This is a genomic window from Micromonospora sp. BQ32 (genome assembly GCF_059358895.1).
Window position 1 is genome coordinate 228,867 of record NZ_JCADBI010000007.1, and the last position, 14,795, is coordinate 243,661.

Genomic DNA, 14,795 nt, shown 5'->3' on the forward strand with positions numbered 1-14,795 from the left:
GGTCACTGCGGCGGCCTGCGAGGCCAGAAGCAATGTGTCGCCACCGGCCAGTGTGGATCTTCTTCTACTAGCCTCTGTCGCATGGCCCTTCGACCAAACGACTTTTACGACCACGCGGTAGCCGCCGCGGACGACGAGCGCCGCCTTCCCCTGGCACGCATGACCGGGTGGGAGATCAGTCCGTTCGAGCCGGACGGGCTTCGAGTGGCGCCGCTGAGGCCGCCGGTGCTCCCGGAGCCGGCGCGGCACGGCGAGGATCCGTCAGACTGCGATACCTGCCGCAGTCGGGACGAAGGGATCTGGTTCAACGAGCGCTGGCGGCTGATCCGGATCAAGGGCGTGGGCGTCCCACTGGTGCTCATGCTGTTGCCGCGCGATCACCACGACATGGCGGATCTCCCTGACGAACTGGCTGCCGAACTTGGGCTGTTGAGCACTCGGATCGTGCGCCACATGCAGGCGCTGCCGCACATCGCGCGAGCCCACGTCTACCGCATCGGAGATGGCGGCGCTCACCTGCACGTCTGGTTCTTCGCTCGGCCCGAGGGGCAGGCTCAGTTGTACGGGTCGTGGCTGGTCATCTGGGACGACCTGCTGCCGGAGTACCCGGCGGACGTGGCAGACGCCGACGCTGCGGCCGTCGTGGACGCCTTGATCGCCTCGCACGGTGGTCGCCGGCGACCATGACCCAGCGGTTAGCCTGCCGTCATGGCGAGCACCGAGCTGGATGAGTTGATCGTCGCGGACGCCGACGCCCTGCGGGCGTGGTTGTTGGCCAACCACGCCACGTCGCCCGGCGTCTGGCTCGCCCTGACCAGGAAGGGTGGCACGGTCACGACGCTGACCTGGCAGCAGGCGGTCGACGAGGGCTTGTGCGTCGGCTGGATCGACGGGCAGGCCCGCAAGCGGGATGAGGAGTCGTCCTGGATCCGGTTCACCCCGCGTCGGCCCCGCAGCTCCTGGTCCCAGCGCAACGTCGGAAACGTGGCCCGGCTGGAGGGGCAGGGGCGGATGTTGCCGGCGGGCCGCGCCGCGGTGGACGCCGCGAAGGCGGACGGGCGGTGGGCGGCCGCCTACGCCCCGCCGTCGGAGGCGGAGGTGCCGGCTGACCTGCTCGCCGCCATCGCCGCCGAGCCCGCCGCCCAGGCCATGCTCGACGTGCTCACCAAGGCCAACCGGTTCGCTCTCATCCATCGCCTCAATGCCGTCAAGCGGGCGGAGACCCGCGAGCGCAAGATCGGCGAATTCGTCGCCATGCTGGCCCGTCACGAGACGTTCTACCCCCAGAAGGCGAGGCCGGCGCCCGGGCCGACGCCGTCGTGAGCGGAGCGGACGTTCGGGCAACCGATTGACTTTCGATAGGTAACGAGCGAAACTCGATGCATGGTTACGGAGCATCGAGCGGTAGCCGCTCTCAGAGTCGTACTCGGGGTCCTGTTCGTGGTCCTGATCGGGTTTCAGACGTTCTCGCTGCCGGGGCAGTTCGCGCACATGGCCCAGGAGTCGCCGGAACACGCCTACCTCCGGTGGCCGTTGACCGCCGTGGCGGTGTTCTGGGTGCTGTGCGTCCAGGTGGTGATCGTGTCGACCTGGCAGTTGCTCAACATGGTCAAGAACGACCGGATCTTCACCGAAGCCTCCCTGAAGTGGGTCGACCTGATCGTGTGGGCCATCGGGGCGGGGTGGGTGGTCCTCGTGGGTGTCTTCCTCTACGTCGGCTTCAACGCGGACGACCCGGGTGGTCCCATCCTGCTGTTCCTGCTGACCATGGGTGTCACCGTGCTGGGGCTGCTCATGGTGGTGATGCGGGCGCTGTTGCGGCAGGCCACCACGCTGCGGACCGACATGGAAGCGGTGATCTGATGCCCATCGTCGTCCGCATCGACGTGGAGTTGGCCAAGCGCAAGATGAGCGTCGGCGAGTTCGCCGAGCGCGTCGGGCTCACCCCCGCCAACGTGGCGGTGCTCAAGAACGGCCGGGCCAAGGCGGTGCGGTTCAGCACCCTCGAAGCGATGTGCCGAGTGCTCGACTGTCAGCCCGGAGACCTGCTGGAGTGGGTCGAGGAGGAAACCCCGTGAAGTACATCCTGACCGTCGCCGCCGTACTCGTGGTGGCGCTTGGCGTCGCCGGCATCGTGCTCGGGGAGGCCGACGACTCGCCGGGCCTCCAACTCCTGGGCGTCGTTCTCGTGATCGGCGCGGTGGCGTTCGGCATCCGCAACCTCCGGGGCGGCAGTTAGCCGGCCGGCCTGAGTCGACCCCTCTCGTAATAACGATCATGTAACGGGCGCGAACCTTTCCCGGTGGGTGGCCTGTCTTGATGGTCGTCGGCCCGCCAGGGCCAGGGGAGGCGTCGGATGAAGCTGGTGTGGAGGCGGGCCCGCGAGGCGCGAGGGTTGCTGGTCGCTGCGGTGATCGCTGCCCTCGTCGCCGTCGCGTTGGTCACTGGGCTGTCCGACTACAACCGTCGGGCCGTGGACGCCGGGCAGCGGGCACTGGTCGCCGCCTCGCCCGCCGAGGAGCGCGGCCTGCTGGTCAGTGGCTCGGGTGGGCGGGACGCGGCCGAATTCGCAACCCGGGACACGGCGGTCCGCGCAGAGTTCGCCACCGGGCTCGGCGGCGTCCCGGTCAGCGTCACCGCCGCCCGTTACGGCACCGGCCGGGAGCTGACCGGCGACCTCGGGCAGATCCCGCGTACGGCCGACGAACCGGTCTTCGCGAACCTGGCCACCCTCGCCGACCTCGCCGACCACGCCGAGCTGACCAGCGGAGCCTGGCCCCGCCCCGGGTCGAACCCCGTCCAGGTGAGCCTGCCCGAACGGGTCGCCGGCGCCCTGGGCCTGACCGTCGGCGAACGCGTCCCGGTGCGCGACCGGGCCACCGAACGACGGGGGCAGCTGGTGCTCGCCGGCACCTGGCGGCCCCGCGACCCGGCGGACGCGTACTGGCTGCTGGCACCCGGCGTGGGGGTGGGCAGCGCCGGCTCCGGCACCTCGTACGGGCCGTTCACGCTCGACCCGGCCGACTTCGTGGCCACCTTCCCGGGCTCGGTGTCGGCCTCCTGGCTGGCCCAACCGGACCTCGGTGGCGTCGACACCGCCGACCTGCCCGCCGTGCGGAAAGCCCTCACCGAGGCGGTCTCGGCCGTCCCCGAGGCCGCCCAACTGGGCAACTCCGGGCAGGCGATGACCAAGATGCCGCAGTTGCTGGACCGGATCGGCCGCGCCGACCTGGTGGGTCGCTCGTCGCTGGCCACGCCGCTGCTGCTCATCCTGGTGCTCGCCGGGTACGCGCTGGTGCTGGTCGCCGCGCTGCTACACGAGGACCGCCGCCCACAGACCGCGCTGCTGCGTGCGCGCGGCGCCGCCCGTCGGCAGTTGGCCGGCCTGGCCGCCCGTGAGGCGACCCTGGTGGTCGCCCCGGCCGCCGTGCTCGGTCCGCTGATCGCCGGCGAGGCGCTGCGGTACGTCCGACCCGGCGGGTCGGGTGACCTCTCCACCGCCGGCGGTAACACCACACTGGTCTGGGCGGCGGCAGCGGCCACCGCGGCCGGCTGCCTCGTCGCCATGGTCCTTCCGACGCTGCGCGGCGCCGGGACGTACGTCGCCGACATGGCGGCCCGATCCCGGCCGAACCGGGCGGCGAGCGTCCAACGCGCCAGCGTGGACCTGGTGCTCGTGGCACTCGCCGTGCTCGCCTGGGTGCAGCTACGCCGGTACGCCTCCCCACTGGCCGGCTCGGGCGGTCAGCTCGGGCTCGACCCGCTGCTGGTCGCCGCCCCGACGCTCGGCGTGCTGGCCGGTGCCGTGCTGGCGCTGCGGGTGCTCCCGCCGATCACCCGGTTCGCGGAGCGGTTCGTCGACCGACGTCCCTGGACCGCCACCATGTTCGGCATGTGGCAGGCCGGCCGGCGTCCCCACGCTGGCCCGGTGCTGCTGCTCGCCCTCGCCGTCGGCGGCAGCACCCTGGCCTGGTCGCTGATCAGCACGGGGGAACGGTCCCAGGTTGAGCAGGCCGGGCACACGGTCGGCGCCGACCTCCGGGTGACCGAACGGGCCGGGGGCGCCCCACCGACCCGGGCCGGTGAACTCGCCGCGCTGCCGAGCGTGGACCGGGTGCTGCCGGCGTGGCGGGACGAGATCCGGGTCGGGCGGGAGAACCTGCCGGCGACCGTGATCGGTGTCGACCCGGCCAGCGCCCCGGGCGTCGTCCGGCTCGCCGACCGCCTCGGCGACGGATCGGCGGCGGAGCAGTACCGGAAGATGGTCGGCGCGCGGGGCGCACCCGCCGGCGTCGAACTGCCCGCCGGGGCACGAGCCATCACCGGCACGATCCGGACCCCGGTGAGCAACGCCGCCCGGTCGCTGAAGGTCGCGGTGACGCTGCTGGTCACCACCCCCGACGGGCTCGCCCTGCGGCTACCGGCGGCCGACGCCGACAGCGACGGCCGGGCCACCCCGTTCACCGTGCGACTGCCCGACCTGGGCGGAACGCGGCTACGGCTGGCCGGTTTCGAGGCCGACGGTGGGTTGGCCGCCGGCAACTCCTACCGACTCCAGGTGGACGGGCTGACGGTGGTCAAGGCCGACGGCACGAACCAACCGGCCGAACTGGGCGGTGACTGGGCCATGGCGGTCCCCGGGCAGAAACCCACACCGCTGCCCGCCACCGCCACCGGGTTCGCCGCGGTACGCGCGGTCGACGTGATTCCCGGCGGGCAGTTCGCGTACCAGCCGCCCACCCGGTTCGCTGTCGTGCCGGGCGGGGACAACAAGCCCGTACCGGTGTTGATGACCCCCGGGGTCCGCGACGCGCTGAGCCTGCGCGTCGGCGACACCGTCGACCTGACCCTCTCCGGGGCGACGCTGCCGGTGCACCTGGTCGGCGAGCTGGCCGCCGTGCCGGCCACCACCGGGGAAGGCGTCCTGCTGGACCTGCCGGCGGCGGTCGACGCGATGATCCGGAGCAGCGGCGCGGTGCGACCCGTACCGGAATGGTGGGTCGGCGCCGGCGACGCGAACGCCGCCGCCGACGCCGTCCGCGAACTGCCGGGTGTCACCGTGCTCAACCGGGAAGCGGCGATCGAGTCGGCCGCCGACGACCCGTACTGGCGCGGTTCGCGGACCGGAATGCTCGCCGCCGCGCTCGGCGCGGTGCTGCTCGCCCTCGTCGGCCTGATGGTGGACGTGTGGGCCACCGCCCGGCGTCGGCTCGGCGAGTTCGCGGTCCTGCACACCCTCGGCGCCACGCCCCGGCTGATGGCCCGGGCGCTGCTGGCCGAACAGACGTTCCTCGCCGGCATCGGCGTGGGCGTCGGGTTGTTACTCGGCACCGCGGTCGGCGCGACGATGGCCCCACTGGTCATCCTCACCCCGGCCGCCGGCCGGCCGACACCCCCGGCGGCGTTCGTGCTGCCCTGGGTGCCAATCGGCCTGACCGCGGTCGGTCTGCTGCTGGCGGCGCTCGCCTTCAGCGCGTTCATCGCCACCGGCATCCGTCAGCGGGTGGCGGCGGTGCAGCTGCGAATCGGGGGAGAACGATGAGCGTCGGGGCGGCCGTCCGGCGGGTCCGGGCGTACGGGGGGCAGTTCCTGCTGCTGGCGGTGCTGACCCTGGTGGTCACGCTGCTGATCAGCGGAGTGCCCCGGCTGGTCAACCGGCTCGCCGAACAGGGGCTGCGAGCGCAACTCAACAGCGAGCCGGCCGCCCGCCGGGACCTCTCGTACACCACCAACCTGGAACCCGCGACGTCGCGGCGGACGGCGATGGGCGACGCCGCCGAGCGGTTCGACGCCCTGGCCGCGGAGATGCCGCCGCAGGTGCGCTCGGCCGTCACCGAGCGGTGGTACAGCGTCGAGACCGCTGCGGCCCGTGTGGTCGGACCGGACCTGGCGGCCCGCAACCTGCTGGTCGACCTGGGCCTGCGGGCCATGCCCGACATGCAGGGCGCGAGCACCCTCGTCGAGGGGGCGTGGCCCAGCGAGACGTACGTTCCCGACCGGCCCATCGAGGTGGCGCTCGACGTCGACGTGGCCCGCAAGCTCAACCTGCGCGCCGGCAGCCAACTGCGCATCGGCAACACCGACGACAAGGGCCGGCTCGTCGACGGCGCCCCGCTGGTGGTGGCCGGGCTGTTCCGCCCCGTCGACCGCGCGAATGGCATCTGGGACGGGCTGCCACAGCTGCTGCGGGTCATCGAACCGCCCGGGGACGGCATGCCGTTCGTCATGTTCGGCGTCGTCGCGCAGTCGGTCTTCAACAAGCGGGCCGCGGCGGGCTGGCCCATCCAGTCCACCTGGCGGTACCGGCTGGGCGTCGACCGGATCGACGCACGCGAGCTGGACCAGCTGATCGACGGCCTTCAGGTGATGCAGCGCAACCAGCCGACGGGGCTCACGTTGACCCAGGGCGTCGACGTTCCGTTGCGCGCGTTCGCCGCCCAGATCGATGCCGTCCGGACCCTGCTCGCGGTGATCGCGGCAGGTGTCCTGGCCACCCTGGCGGGGCTCATCGTGCTGGCGGCCAGTCTCGCCACCCGACGGCGTCGCTCGGAGTTCGCGCTGCTGCGCGCTCGTGGGGGCGGGGCCACCGCCGGCGCCCGGCGTAGCCTCGCCGAGTCGGTGCTGGTGGTGCCGATCGCCGCCGTGCTGGGCTGGTGGCTGGGCACCCTGTTCCCCGGTGCCCCGGATCCGACCACCCCGTACGTCATCGCGGTGACCGTGCTGGTCACGCTGGCACTGCCGTTGGCGACGCTGGCCGTACCGGCCGGCGGAGCGGTGCGCCGGGACCTGATCCGGGTGCGCCCGTCTGCTCGTCGGCTCACCGTCGAGGTCTCCCTGCTGCTGCTGGCCGGGCTCGCCGCGGTGCTGCTGCGCCGGCGTGGTCTGACCCTCGGCGAGGTGGACCCACTGCTGGTGTCGGTGCCCGTGCTCCTCGCGGTCGCGGCGGCGGTGCTGGCGCTGCGGGCGTACCCCTGGCCGTTGTTGCTGGTCAGCCGGCTGGCCGCGCGGACCCGGGGCAGTGTGGCCTTCCTCGGCACGGCCCGCGCCGGCCGCGCGGCGGTCGCCGCCCCGCTGGTCGTGGTGGTGCTGGCGATCGGCACCGCGGCGTTCTGCGCGGTGGTGGCCGCCGGCGTCGACGCGAGCCGGGACCGGGCCGCCGCGCAGCTCGTGCCCGCCGACGCGGTGATCCGTGGGGAGCGCTTCGCACCCGACACCGTCGACGAGCTGGGCCGTCTGCCGGGGATCCAGGCCGTGACACGGGTGCTGTACGAGGACGATGAGCGGCTGGCCACCGACGAGATCGGCACCGACGCCTTCATCGGGCAGACGGACGTGCTGGTGATCGACGGCTCGGGGTTGGACACGGTGGCCCGCGACTCCCAGGTGGACCTGTCGGTTCCGGCCGCGCTGCGCACCGCCGCGCCCGGCCCGGGTCCGCTGCCGGCGATCGTCTCACCGGCGGTCGCCGCCGACCTGACCAAGGCCGGGCTGGACGACTCGGCGTTCATCTCGGTGCAGGGCGAGCGGTACGAGTTCCGGGTGGCCGGCACCGAGGACGGTTTCCCGATGCTGGCGGCGAACGCCAGCCGGTTCGTGATTCTGCCCTGGCAGGCCCTGCCGACGCGTACCACCACACCCGTGCCGACCAGCCTGTTGGTCGCCGGGGACCCGCTGGACGCCGAGGCGCTACGCCTCGCCGGCGACCAGGGGCAGGAGCGCTACCAGCGGGACGGCACGGTCACCGGTCGGGAACGGCTGATCGGGGTCACCGTCGACACCCGGGCGGACGTCCGCCGGGATCTTGGCGAGGGCGGGGCGAACGGGGTGCTGGCCTTCGGGTTCGTGGCCGGGGCGGTCGGTGGCACCCTGCTCGGGCTGTTGGCCATCGCGTTCACCGTGCTGGCCGGCGCGCGCGCCCGGGGTCAGGTGCTGTCCCGGCTGCGCACCCTCGGTCTGTCCCGCCGGCAGTGGCGAGGGCTGCTGCTGGTCGAGTTGACCCCGCTGGTCGCGGTGTCGGTGCTGACCGGCGCGCTCGTCGGCGCGGCGCTGCCCCTGCTGCTCAACCCGGTGCTCGGCCTGTCCGCCTTCACCAGTGGTGTACCGGTCCGGGTGGCTTTCGAGCCCAGCCTGGTCGCCGCGGTGCTCGCGCTCGGGGCGGTCGCCCTCGGCTTCGCGGTCGCCGTCGAGGCCCTGAACAACCGCCGGTTGCGCCTCGGAGAGGTGCTTCGGCTCGGAGAGGAGAGCTGAGATGACCGCTACCGCCCAGACTCCACTGGTGCCTGACCTGGCCGCCCTGCAACAGCGGGCAGCGCTTCGCGCCGCCGAGCGGGCCGGCGGGCAGGACCGCCTCCGCGGACACATCGTCTGCGACGGCCTGGTGCGCATCTTCAAGACCGAGGGGGTGGAGGTGGTCGCCCTGCAGGGGCTCGACCTGGTCATCGACCGCGGTGAGCTGGTGGCGATCGTCGGTGCCTCCGGTTCGGGCAAGTCGACCCTGCTCAACATCCTCTCCGGTCTGGACACTCCCACCGCCGGTATCGCCCGGGTGGCCGACTACGACCTGCTCTCGCTCTCCGCGAAGCGACGGCTGAGTTACCGGCGGCAGCTGGTCGGGTTCGTCTGGCAGCAGACCGGCCGCAACCTGCTGCCGTATCTCAGCGCGCTGGAGAACGTCGAGCTGCCGATGCAGTTGGCCGGCAAGCGCAGCCGCAAGGCCCGCCGGGAGCGGGCCCGGGAACTGCTCGACCTGGTGGGCGTGGGCTACTGCGCCGACCGGCGGCCGGGGCAGCTCAGCGGTGGCGAGCAGCAGCGGGTCGCGGTGGCGGTGGCGGTGGCGAACGACCCGGAGGTGCTCTTCGCCGACGAGCCGACCGGTGAGCTGGACGAGGCGACCGGCGCGGATGTCTTCGCGGCGCTGCGCACCATCAACGCGGAACTGGGCGTGACCATCGTGGTCGTCACCCACGACCACGCCGTGGCCACGCAGGTCCGCCGGACCGTCGCGATCCGCGACGGCCGGACCGCCTCCGAGGTACGCCGGACCGCGCGGATCGACGCGGACGGCAACACCGAGCTGGTCAGCGAGGAGTACGCGGTGCTGGACCGCAACGGTCGGATGCAGTTGCCGGCGGCGTTCGTCGACGCGCTCTCGCTGAAGGAGCGGGTCCGGCTCGACCTGGAGCCGGACCATGTGCAGGTACGGCCCGGCAATCGGGCCTCGGACGAGCGGGGGGCGCGGGCATGAGCGGGCAGAACGTGGTGGTGACCGGCGCGGCCGGGTTCGGCGGTGCGCCCGCGGCGCACCCCGCCGAGGTGGTCCGGGTCAGTGGGGTCAGCCGGACGTTCGGCCGGGGTGAGCACGCCGTGCACGCGGTGCGGGACGTGTCGTTCACCGCCGACCGGGGCGAGCTGGTCGCCATCCGAGGTCGATCCGGAGCCGGCAAGACCACGTTGCTGAACCTGATCGGCGGGCTGGACCGGCCGGACAGCGGCCAGGTGGTGGTGGCCGGGCACGAGGTGACCTCCGCCGGGGAGGCGGAGCTGCTGCGGCTGCGCCGGGGCACGGTCGGGTTCGTGTTCCAGACCTTCGGGCTGGTGCCGATCCTGTCCGCTGCCGAGAACGTGGGCGTGCCGTTGCGGCTGGCGCAGGTGCCGGCCGCGCAGCGGGAGGAGCGCGTCGCGGTGCTGCTGGAACTGGTCGGCCTGGGCGGGCACGCCGCGCAGCGCCCGTACGAGCTTTCCGGCGGTCAGCAGCAGCGGGTCGCGGTGGCGCGTGCGTTGGCCAACGAGCCGGACCTGCTCATCGCCGACGAGCCCACCGGCCAGCTCGACTCGGAGACCGGTCGGTCCATCATGGACCTGCTGCGCGCGGTGGTGCACGCCCGCGGCATGACCGCCCTGGTGGCCACGCACGACCCGGCCCTGATCGACCTCGCCGACCGGGTGCTCGTCCTGCGCGACGGCCGTCTGGTCGCCGGCTGACCGCTACCGAACTGCTGCCCGACGCTGTCCCACGCCTCCCGCCTGGCGGGTGGGTGGCGGGTGGGCTGGGCGGCGGATGGTGGTCCGCGCTCGCTGTGGAGCTGATGTCGTCAACGAATCGCCGGACGGTGACTCGTCTACGACATCAGCTCCACAGCCCTCGTGCGGCGGTAGGCGAGGGAGTTCCTCTACGGCGTCTGCTCGGGCCGGTCGTGCTCGGGCCGGTCGGTGCGCTTCTGGCCGTCAGGAAGGGCCCCGGCGAGCGGGATCAGCAGGTAGCCCAGCAGGGCGAGGAGAAGACCGGCACCCGGCCCGGTCGAGATCAACTCGTGTTTGGCGTAGGGGTCCTCGGCCTCGAAATACCAGTACGCCCCGGTGAGGCTGCCGCAGGCGAGCACGTTGGAGATGAGCATTCCCAGGCTGGCCTGCCGCCAGGCCCAGCGGGCCGGGCCGGTGTTGGCGAGCGACAGCACCGCGAACACGGCGGCGATTATCGCGAACGGTAGCGCCCAGCCGAGCACCTTCCAACCCGCAGTGGTTTCCGTCCGATCCAGGTAGACGCTGCGCCAGGCGGGCAGCCAGAACGCGACGACGACCAGGAGAACGCCGACCGCCAACAGCGCCGAGCCAGTCCGCCGCCATGGCGGGCGCGGCGGTGCGACGCCGGGCATCGTCGGCCTGCTCATGGCAGCAAAGGTAACCCGTTCGGGGCGACTCCCGCCGCCCCCGCCGGGTGGACGTGACGATGGGTCAGAGCGCGAGCTTCATGCCCTCGTGGCTGGCCATGAAGCCGAGGCCCAGGTAGAAGCGGTGCGCGTCCTCGCGGGTCTTGTCGGTGGTGAGCTGCACCAGGGCACAACCGCGCTGTCGGGCCTGGTCGACCGCCCAGATCATCAGCTCCCGGCCCAGCCCCTGGCCACGCCGGTCGGAGCGGACCCGGACCGACTCGATCAGGGACCGTTCGCTGCCGTGCCGACCCAGACCCGGGATGTAGGTGATCTGTAGGCAGCCGACAATCTCGCCATCCTGCTCGGCCACGACGAGCTGGTTGCGCGGATCGGCGCTGATGTCCGCGAACGCCTTCTCGTACGCCTCGTCGACCTCGGTGAAGTCGCGGGCCTTACCCAGGACGTCGTCGGCGAGCAGGGCGATGACGGCGGGCAGGTCGGCCCGGACCGCCGTACGGAAGATCACGTCGCTCATGCCGGTGATCCTGGCACAGCGAAACCGGGGAATGGGCCTGTGCCGGTTGCGGGCAACGGGCAGCATGGGGCGGCATGGAGCTAGTGCTACTGCCGTTCCGCTGGGTGTACCGGGCGTTGGTGTGGTTCGCGAACTCACCCCGCACGCTGATCACCTCGTACCTGTTGATGATCGTGGTGGCCGGGGTCATCTACGGGGAGGTCGAGCAGCGCAGCCCGGCCGACGCCGTCTGGTGGGCGGTGGTGACCGCCTCCACCGTCGGATACGGCGACATCTCGCCGACCACCTGGGCGGGCCGCACACTGGCCGCGCTGCTCATCTCGACCATGGTGCTGCTGGTCATCCCACTGATCACCGCGCACTTCGCGAGCCGGCTCATCGTCGACGACGACGCCTTCGAGCACGAGGAGCAGGAGCAGCTCAAGGCCGACGTGCGCCGGATGCGGGCGCTGCTGGAGGAGTTGGCCACCCGGCAGGGGATCGATCTGCCCCCACTGCCGCCGACCCGGCCCGTCACCGGGCCGGGCAGCGCAGCCCCGCCCTGGGAACGGTCAGCTCGAGCAGGTAGGCGTCGACCGCGTCGGTGATGCAGGCGGTCTGCGGGTAGGCGGTGTGCCCCTCGCCCTCCCAGGTCAGCACCCGCCCGACGCCCAGCATCGACGCGAGCCGGGGGGTCTGCTCGTACGGCGTCGCCGGGTCGCCGGTGGTGCCGACCACCAGGATCGGCGGTGCGCCGTTCGCCTTCCCGGTCGGGTACGGGTCACGCCCGCCCGGCCACTCGACGCAGCTCAGCATGCCGACCGCCAGCGCCGGCCCGAACAGCGGGTATTTCCCGCGCCACTCGGACTGCAACTGCCGGATCTGCTCCCGGCTCGGCTTCTCCGTCTCGTCGGCGCAGTTGATGGCCAGGTTGGCGTCGAACAGGTTCGAGTAGTGCCCGTCGTCCTCCCGGCCGGCGTACGCGTCGGCGAGCCGGAACACGTCCTTCGGGTCGCCCTCGGCCAGCTTGTCGATCGCCTGGGCCAGCTCCTGCCAGCCGGATTCGGTGTAGAGCGAGGAGATGACCGCGTAGAACACCCAGCCGGCGGTGGCCTCCCGGCCGTCGGCACCGCGTACCGGGGAGACCTTGGCCTTGTCGATGGCCGAGGTGACCGCGGCGCGGGCGTCCGGGGCGATCGGGCAGCGGCCGGCGTTCGCCGCGCACCAGCGGGTGAAGTTGGTGAACGCCCGTTCGAAGCCGCGGGCCTGGCTCTCCGAGCCCTCGACCAGCCGCTGCTGCGGGTCGACCGCGCCGTCGAGCACCAGCGCCCGCACCCGCTGCGGGTAGAGCTGGGCGTAGGTGGCACCGAGCAGGGTGCCGTACGAGTAGCCCAGGTAGGTGAGCTTGTCGTCGCCCACGGCGGCGCGGACCGCGTCCATGTCGCGGGCGGCCTGCTCGGTGCCGTACAGCGGCAACTGGTCGCCGTAGCGGTCGCCGCAACCGCGCCCGATCCGCTGGCTCAGGCCGACGAAGCCATCGAATGCCGACTGGCTCGCCGGATCCGGGTCGAAGCCGAAGCTGGCGTCCAGGTCGGCGTCGGAGATGCACTTCACCGGGCTGGACCGGGAGACCCCGCGCGGGTCGAAGCCGACGATGTCGAAGCGCTCGGTGATCGAGGCGGGCAGCCCGCCAAACTGGGGGCCGAAGGAGAGGTAGACGGCGGTGTCGACACCGGAGCCGCCCGGGCCGCCCGGATTGATCACCAACGAGCCCACCCGGTCGCGCTGCTTGGTGGACCGGGCGCGCAGCAGGGCGATCTCGAAGGTCTGCCCGGCGCCCGGGCCGGCGCTCGCCCCGCCGCCGGTGCCCCAGTCGCGGGGCACCGCGATCCGGGCGCACTCGTAGCGCATGTTCGGTGCGCTCCGCCCGACCAACTCGTCGGGCACCTCCGGGCAGGGCCGCCAGGTCGGCGCGCTGCCGGTCGGGGCGGCCGCGCCCTCCACCTCGGTGCGCGGCGCGAACGCCGGCAGCGTGCAACCGGCGGTGAGCAGCGCGGCGACGCCGAAGGCGGCCAGAGTGCGACGGACCCGGCGGCTGGTCGCCATCCGAGGCTGGTCGGCGGTGCGGGTCACGTGGTCCTCCGGAATCGGGTCGAGGGCCAGGCTACGCCGAGCCGGTGGCGGCTCGGTCCACGGTGGCCGTCGGGTCGCCGCGCAGCACCTGGTCCACGTCGAAGCGGATCGGCCGGTCGAGCTGGTCGTAGCGGCAGGATCGGGGGTCGCGGTCCGGGCGCCACCGAACGAACTGGGCGGTGTGCCGGAACCGTTCGCCCTCCATCGCGTCGTAGCCCACCTCGACCACCAGCTCCGGGCGCACCGGCTCCCACTCCAGGTTCTTCGTGCCGGTCCACCGGCTCACCCCACCCGGGATGCGTTGGCCACGCTCGTGGTCGCCGTGCACCCACGGGTGCTCGCCGCCGGTGTCCCGATAGGGCGCCAGCTCGTCGAGCAACTCGGCCCGACGGGCCATGCTGAACGACGCGCTCACGCCCACGTGGTGCAGCACCCCGGCGTCGTCGTATAGGCCGAGCAGCAGCGAGCCCACCACCGGGCCGGACTTGTGCCAGCGGAAGCCGGCCACCACGGCGTCCGCGGTGCGGGCGTGCTTGACCTTGAACATCAGTCGCTTGCCCGGCTCGTACGGCAGGTCGGCCGGCTTGACGATCAGACCGTCCAGCCCGGCGCCCTCGAAGACGTCGAACCAGCGCCGCGCGGTGTCCGGATCGGTGGTGACCTGGGTGACGTGCACCGGCGGGCGCACCCCGGCCAGCGCCTCGACCAGCCGCTCCCGGCGGCGCGGGTAGGGCTGGTCGAGCAGCGCCTCGTCACCGATCGCCAGCAGGTCGAACGCGACGAAGTCGGCCGGGGTCGTCTCGGCCAGCATCTTCACCCGGGACGCGGCCGGGTGGACGCGCTGGGCCAGCAGCTCGAAATCCAGCCGCGGCTGGCCGCTCGGCCCGTCGCGCCGAATCACGATCAACTCCCCGTCGACAGCGCACCGCTCCGGCAGCTGCCGGCGGGCCTGCTCGACCACCTCGGGAAAGTAGCGGGTCATCGACTTGCCGCCCCGGCTGGCCAACTCGACCTCGTCGCCGTCGCGGAACACGATGCACCGGAACCCGTCCCACTTGGGCTCGTAGGTCACCCCGGGCGTGGTGGGCAGCTTGGGAACGCTCTTGGCCAGCATCGGCTCGACCGGCGGGTTGATCGGCAGGTCCACGCCGACCAGTCAATCAGACGGTGCCGACAGTCGTGAGGCAGATCACCGTGGCCGCCGGGGCGGCGTGTCCGCCCACGCGCCGCTCGTCCCCACCGGGCGAATCGAATAACCCCAGGTCAGAGCTACTTTCGCGAGGTGTCCGAGTGGGTCTGCGACTGCTGCGGGCGGTGGCGGGTGAGCGTCGAGCTGATCCGGGGCCGCTACCGCTACCGGCTGACCCGCCGCTACCCGGAGCAATTCGGCGGCGGCCGGAACGTGCTCGGCGAGGTCGGTTCGGTGCCCGAGCTGGAGGAACTGTTGCGCCGGCGTACCCCGCTCACCCTGGCTGACCTGCACGAGGCCGCCTGATCCG

15 protein-coding genes are annotated in these 14,795 nt (G+C 72.7%); 11 read left to right on the forward strand and 4 right to left on the reverse strand.

Annotated features, from left to right (window positions below):
- Positions 1-159: 159 nt before the first annotated feature.
- The 9 genes from AC5L30_RS16480 to AC5L30_RS16520 all read left to right on the forward strand — a co-directional run bounded on the left by AC5L30_RS16480 (position 160) and on the right by AC5L30_RS16520 (position 9,981).
- Entirely contained in the window at positions 160-687 is a 528-nt protein-coding gene (locus AC5L30_RS16480; protein ID WP_494868207.1) for an HIT family protein, read from the forward strand.
- Positions 688-708: 21 nt separating this feature from the next.
- Positions 709-1,323: a YdeI/OmpD-associated family protein gene (locus tag AC5L30_RS16485; protein WP_494868208.1), complete on the forward strand. Its 615-nt coding sequence runs from the start codon at positions 709-711 to the stop codon at positions 1,321-1,323.
- Between the two features lie 60 nt (positions 1,324-1,383).
- Positions 1,384-1,863, forward strand: a complete 480-nt coding sequence (locus tag AC5L30_RS16490; RefSeq protein ID WP_494868209.1) for a DUF2975 domain-containing protein — start codon at positions 1,384-1,386, stop codon at positions 1,861-1,863.
- On the forward strand, positions 1,863-2,078 hold the full coding sequence (locus tag AC5L30_RS16495) for a helix-turn-helix domain-containing protein (RefSeq protein ID WP_030336216.1): 216 nt from the start codon (positions 1,863-1,865) through the stop codon (positions 2,076-2,078). Before AC5L30_RS16490 ends, AC5L30_RS16495 begins: the two co-directional genes overlap by 1 nt.
- Positions 2,075-2,239, forward strand: a complete 165-nt coding sequence (locus AC5L30_RS16500; RefSeq protein WP_494868210.1) for a hypothetical protein — start codon at positions 2,075-2,077, stop codon at positions 2,237-2,239. Before AC5L30_RS16495 ends, AC5L30_RS16500 begins: the two co-directional genes overlap by 4 nt.
- A 117-nt stretch (positions 2,240-2,356) precedes the next feature.
- Positions 2,357-5,542 (forward strand): FtsX-like permease family protein, encoded by a 3,186-nt coding sequence (locus tag AC5L30_RS16505; RefSeq protein ID WP_494868212.1) that lies wholly within the window; start codon positions 2,357-2,359, stop codon positions 5,540-5,542.
- Positions 5,539-8,247, forward strand: coding sequence for an FtsX-like permease family protein (locus AC5L30_RS16510; RefSeq protein ID WP_494868213.1), 2,709 nt, complete (start codon positions 5,539-5,541; stop codon positions 8,245-8,247). The genes AC5L30_RS16505 and AC5L30_RS16510 overlap by 4 nt, the downstream gene beginning before the upstream one ends.
- A 1-nt stretch (position 8,248) precedes the next feature.
- The gene (locus AC5L30_RS16515) at positions 8,249-9,244 is read left to right on the forward strand and encodes an ABC transporter ATP-binding protein (protein ID WP_494868214.1); all 996 of its coding nucleotides are present in this window, start codon (positions 8,249-8,251) and stop codon (positions 9,242-9,244) included.
- A complete protein-coding gene (locus AC5L30_RS16520; protein WP_494868216.1) occupies positions 9,241-9,981 on the forward strand; it encodes an ABC transporter ATP-binding protein in 741 nt (246 codons plus the stop codon). The genes AC5L30_RS16515 and AC5L30_RS16520 overlap by 4 nt, the downstream gene beginning before the upstream one ends.
- 188 nt (positions 9,982-10,169) lie before the next feature.
- On the opposite strand, the gene AC5L30_RS16525 is transcribed toward AC5L30_RS16520, so the two are convergent.
- Positions 10,170-10,667, reverse strand: a complete 498-nt coding sequence (locus AC5L30_RS16525) for a hypothetical protein (RefSeq protein WP_494868218.1) — start codon at positions 10,665-10,667, stop codon at positions 10,170-10,172.
- A gap of 64 nt (positions 10,668-10,731) precedes the next feature.
- Positions 10,732-11,184 (reverse strand): GNAT family N-acetyltransferase, encoded by a 453-nt coding sequence (locus AC5L30_RS16530; RefSeq protein WP_494868219.1) that lies wholly within the window; start codon positions 11,182-11,184, stop codon positions 10,732-10,734.
- Positions 11,185-11,258: 74 nt separating this feature from the next.
- On the opposite strand from AC5L30_RS16530, the gene AC5L30_RS16535 reads away from it, so the two are divergent.
- Positions 11,259-11,771, forward strand: a complete 513-nt coding sequence (locus AC5L30_RS16535; protein WP_494868220.1) for a potassium channel family protein — start codon at positions 11,259-11,261, stop codon at positions 11,769-11,771.
- Here AC5L30_RS16535 and AC5L30_RS16540 read toward each other — a convergent pair.
- Positions 11,698-13,269, reverse strand: a complete 1,572-nt coding sequence (locus AC5L30_RS16540) for an alpha/beta hydrolase (RefSeq protein ID WP_494868292.1) — start codon at positions 13,267-13,269, stop codon at positions 11,698-11,700. The two genes, AC5L30_RS16535 and AC5L30_RS16540, sit on opposite strands and share 74 nt — an antisense overlap.
- Positions 13,270-13,327: 58 nt before the next feature.
- Positions 13,328-14,443, reverse strand: a complete 1,116-nt coding sequence (locus AC5L30_RS16545) for an ATP-dependent DNA ligase (RefSeq protein WP_112584960.1) — start codon at positions 14,441-14,443, stop codon at positions 13,328-13,330.
- 135 nt (positions 14,444-14,578) lie between these two features.
- Here AC5L30_RS16545 and AC5L30_RS16550 point away from each other — a divergent pair, with 135 nt between their 5' ends.
- Positions 14,579-14,791: a hypothetical protein gene (locus AC5L30_RS16550; protein ID WP_494868221.1), complete on the forward strand. Its 213-nt coding sequence runs from the start codon at positions 14,579-14,581 to the stop codon at positions 14,789-14,791.
- Positions 14,792-14,795: the final 4 nt, after the last annotated feature.

Bases quoted from the DNA above. Each gene is read 5' to 3' on its own strand.
- AC5L30_RS16480 (WP_494868207.1), top strand. From the start codon at position 160: ATGACCGGGTGGGAGATCAGTCCGTTCGAGCCGGACGGGCTTCGAGTG.
- AC5L30_RS16485 (WP_494868208.1), top strand. From the start codon at position 709: ATGGCGAGCACCGAGCTGGATGAGTTGATCGTCGCGGACGCCGACGCC.
- AC5L30_RS16490 (WP_494868209.1), top strand. From the start codon at position 1,384: ATGGTTACGGAGCATCGAGCGGTAGCCGCTCTCAGAGTCGTACTCGGG.
- AC5L30_RS16495 (WP_030336216.1), top strand. From the start codon at position 1,863: ATGCCCATCGTCGTCCGCATCGACGTGGAGTTGGCCAAGCGCAAGATG.
- AC5L30_RS16505 (WP_494868212.1), top strand. From the start codon at position 2,357: ATGAAGCTGGTGTGGAGGCGGGCCCGCGAGGCGCGAGGGTTGCTGGTC.
- AC5L30_RS16510 (WP_494868213.1), top strand. From the start codon at position 5,539: ATGAGCGTCGGGGCGGCCGTCCGGCGGGTCCGGGCGTACGGGGGGCAG.
- AC5L30_RS16515 (WP_494868214.1), top strand. From the start codon at position 8,249: ATGACCGCTACCGCCCAGACTCCACTGGTGCCTGACCTGGCCGCCCTG.
- AC5L30_RS16520 (WP_494868216.1), top strand. From the start codon at position 9,241: ATGAGCGGGCAGAACGTGGTGGTGACCGGCGCGGCCGGGTTCGGCGGT.
- AC5L30_RS16525 (WP_494868218.1), bottom strand. From the start codon at position 10,667: ATGAGCAGGCCGACGATGCCCGGCGTCGCACCGCCGCGCCCGCCATGG.
- AC5L30_RS16530 (WP_494868219.1), bottom strand. From the start codon at position 11,184: ATGAGCGACGTGATCTTCCGTACGGCGGTCCGGGCCGACCTGCCCGCC.
- AC5L30_RS16535 (WP_494868220.1), top strand. From the start codon at position 11,259: ATGGAGCTAGTGCTACTGCCGTTCCGCTGGGTGTACCGGGCGTTGGTG.
- AC5L30_RS16540 (WP_494868292.1), bottom strand. From the start codon at position 13,269: ATGGCGACCAGCCGCCGGGTCCGTCGCACTCTGGCCGCCTTCGGCGTC.